At 44.4% G+C, this 225-nt stretch carries 1 protein-coding gene; it reads right to left on the reverse strand.

What is annotated here, in order from left to right; translation table 11 throughout:
• A partial coding sequence (locus tag KE626_RS34560; protein WP_211977744.1) for a T9SS type A sorting domain-containing protein occupies window positions 1-225 on the reverse strand: 225 nt, incomplete at both ends.

Raw genomic sequence — 225 nt, forward strand, 5'->3', positions numbered from 1 at the left:
AATATAAAAACCTGTTGTACCCACATATCGTTGTGTATTAACCCTGATGGTGTTTTTACCTTCAGGTACACCTTTCCTGGTTTCATTGTAGAGCACCTTTCCTGTCATGTCACTGATTTCTATTAATAAGCCCGGTGCAGGTTTCTGCAATGTCAGGTCAATGGCCAGGTTATCGGTAAACGGATTCGGATACGCGCTGACCTGGAAGCTGCCTTTAAGCGCCAT

The sequence above is a fragment of the Chitinophaga hostae genome (genome assembly GCF_018224885.1).
Taxonomy (GTDB): domain Bacteria; phylum Bacteroidota; class Bacteroidia; order Chitinophagales; family Chitinophagaceae; genus Chitinophaga; species Chitinophaga hostae.